Consider the following 1,503-nt stretch of genomic DNA (forward strand, 5'->3'; position numbering starts at 1 on the left):
GCACGTGCAATGGCTGGTTGTGTTATAGTAGGTGGGCGGTGTGCCATATCTGTTCCCCTTCATTTTAGATGCAATTCCCCCGTGGCGTGAATCACGCTGGTGTTTAAAAGTTGGTTTTTCGGTGTTAGAAACGGCTTATAGAGATACTATAAGATTAGTAGTTCGTTATTTTCTCATCTGGTTTTTTCTCTAGTTGAGATTCTTCTATCGTCATCAATCCAGTCGTTCCAACATACACATGCATCACCGTAAATTTTTGCATGACCGTAAACATGCGCATCACCGTAAACACGCGCCCTATCGTAAATGTATGGCTCTTCGTAAACTTGTGCATTGCCATAAACTTCTGCATTATCAAAAACGTGCGGTTCACCGCAAATATATGCATCACCGTAAACTTCTGCATGACCGTAAATGCACGGTTCATCGAAAACTTCTGCTTTGCCATAAATACGAGAATTGTCGTAAACCTCGGCATAACCGTAAACATGTGCATTTTCGTAAACCTTAGCATCATCATAAACCTTGGCATAACCCCCAACCCAGCAATTGCCATCATGACTTAGATTGTCTTCTTTCTCGATATAGCCGCCAAGATCACCTTTCTTGACGTCCTCCAAATCTCTCAATGCACGAATGCGGCGGAGCGTTTTGCGCCCAACTTCGATTGTTTCATCAGTAAGTTCATATTTTTTCATGGTTTATTGCCTCTCACCTGTTGAAATAATTTCATCATTGATGATCTCTGCGTTTCCCTGAATAAATGCTTCACCACAGATTTTGGCATTTCCCCCAACTTTTGCTCTGATGGAAATCAATGGAATGTCATAAATTTTAGCATTTCCATAAATTTTAGCTTTTCCACTAATAAACGCACCACCGGAAACTTGTGCATTCTCGTAGATTTGTGCACTGGCAAAAACATGAGCATGTCCAAAAATCTGAGCATTGCCAAAAATATTAGTTTGTCCGGTAATACATGCACTACCAAAAATACATGCATTTTCGTAAATATCAGCAATGTTATCAATATAAGCATTACCAAAAACCTTGGCTTTGTCATAAACTCTTGCAAAACCATCAGCACAAGCGTTTCCATAAACATGTGCATCTCCCAAAACCTTGGCATAACCATAGATTTTTGCATCATCACCAACCCAGCAATTGCCATCATGTGAAAGATTGCTTTCATTTTGTATAAAACCGCCAAGATTTCCTTTTTTGACGTCTCCAAAATTTTTTAATGCACGAATGCGGTGAAGAGTTTTTCCTCTAAACTCAATTGTTTCATCAGTAAGTTCATATTTCTTTTCCATGGTTTATTTCCTTTATTTGCGTACAATCCACCCGTAGCGTGAAGCACGCATGTGTTAAAAGTTGTTAGTAAATGGGTGGGGGTGCTGGGAGGAGAGAGCACCCCCATAGGTTTAAGCAGCTTTTGCCAAAATCTTTTGCATCTCTTGTTCTATTTCCCCTAAAAAGATTTCGACCGCTTTATTGATC

The 1,503-nt window shown here is 39.9% G+C and carries 2 protein-coding genes and 1 pseudogene; all 3 read right to left on the minus strand.

Features of this window, described 5'->3' with window-relative positions; translation table 11 throughout:
* Positions 1 to 173: 173 nt before the first annotated feature.
* Positions 174 to 698, minus strand: a complete 525-nt coding sequence (locus ACFIO3_RS12905) for a hypothetical protein (protein ID WP_375608890.1) — start codon at positions 696 to 698, stop codon at positions 174 to 176.
* Positions 699 to 701: 3 nt separating this feature from the next.
* On the minus strand, positions 702 to 1,316 hold the full coding sequence (locus ACFIO3_RS12910) for a hypothetical protein (RefSeq protein ID WP_375608889.1): 615 nt from the start codon (positions 1,314 to 1,316) through the stop codon (positions 702 to 704).
* Positions 1,317 to 1,427: 111 nt separating this feature from the next.
* Positions 1,428 to 1,503 (minus strand): annotated as a pseudogene (locus tag ACFIO3_RS12915) (exonuclease); the annotation flags it as partial.

The organism is Bartonella sp. AD328YNZD (genome assembly GCF_042196425.1).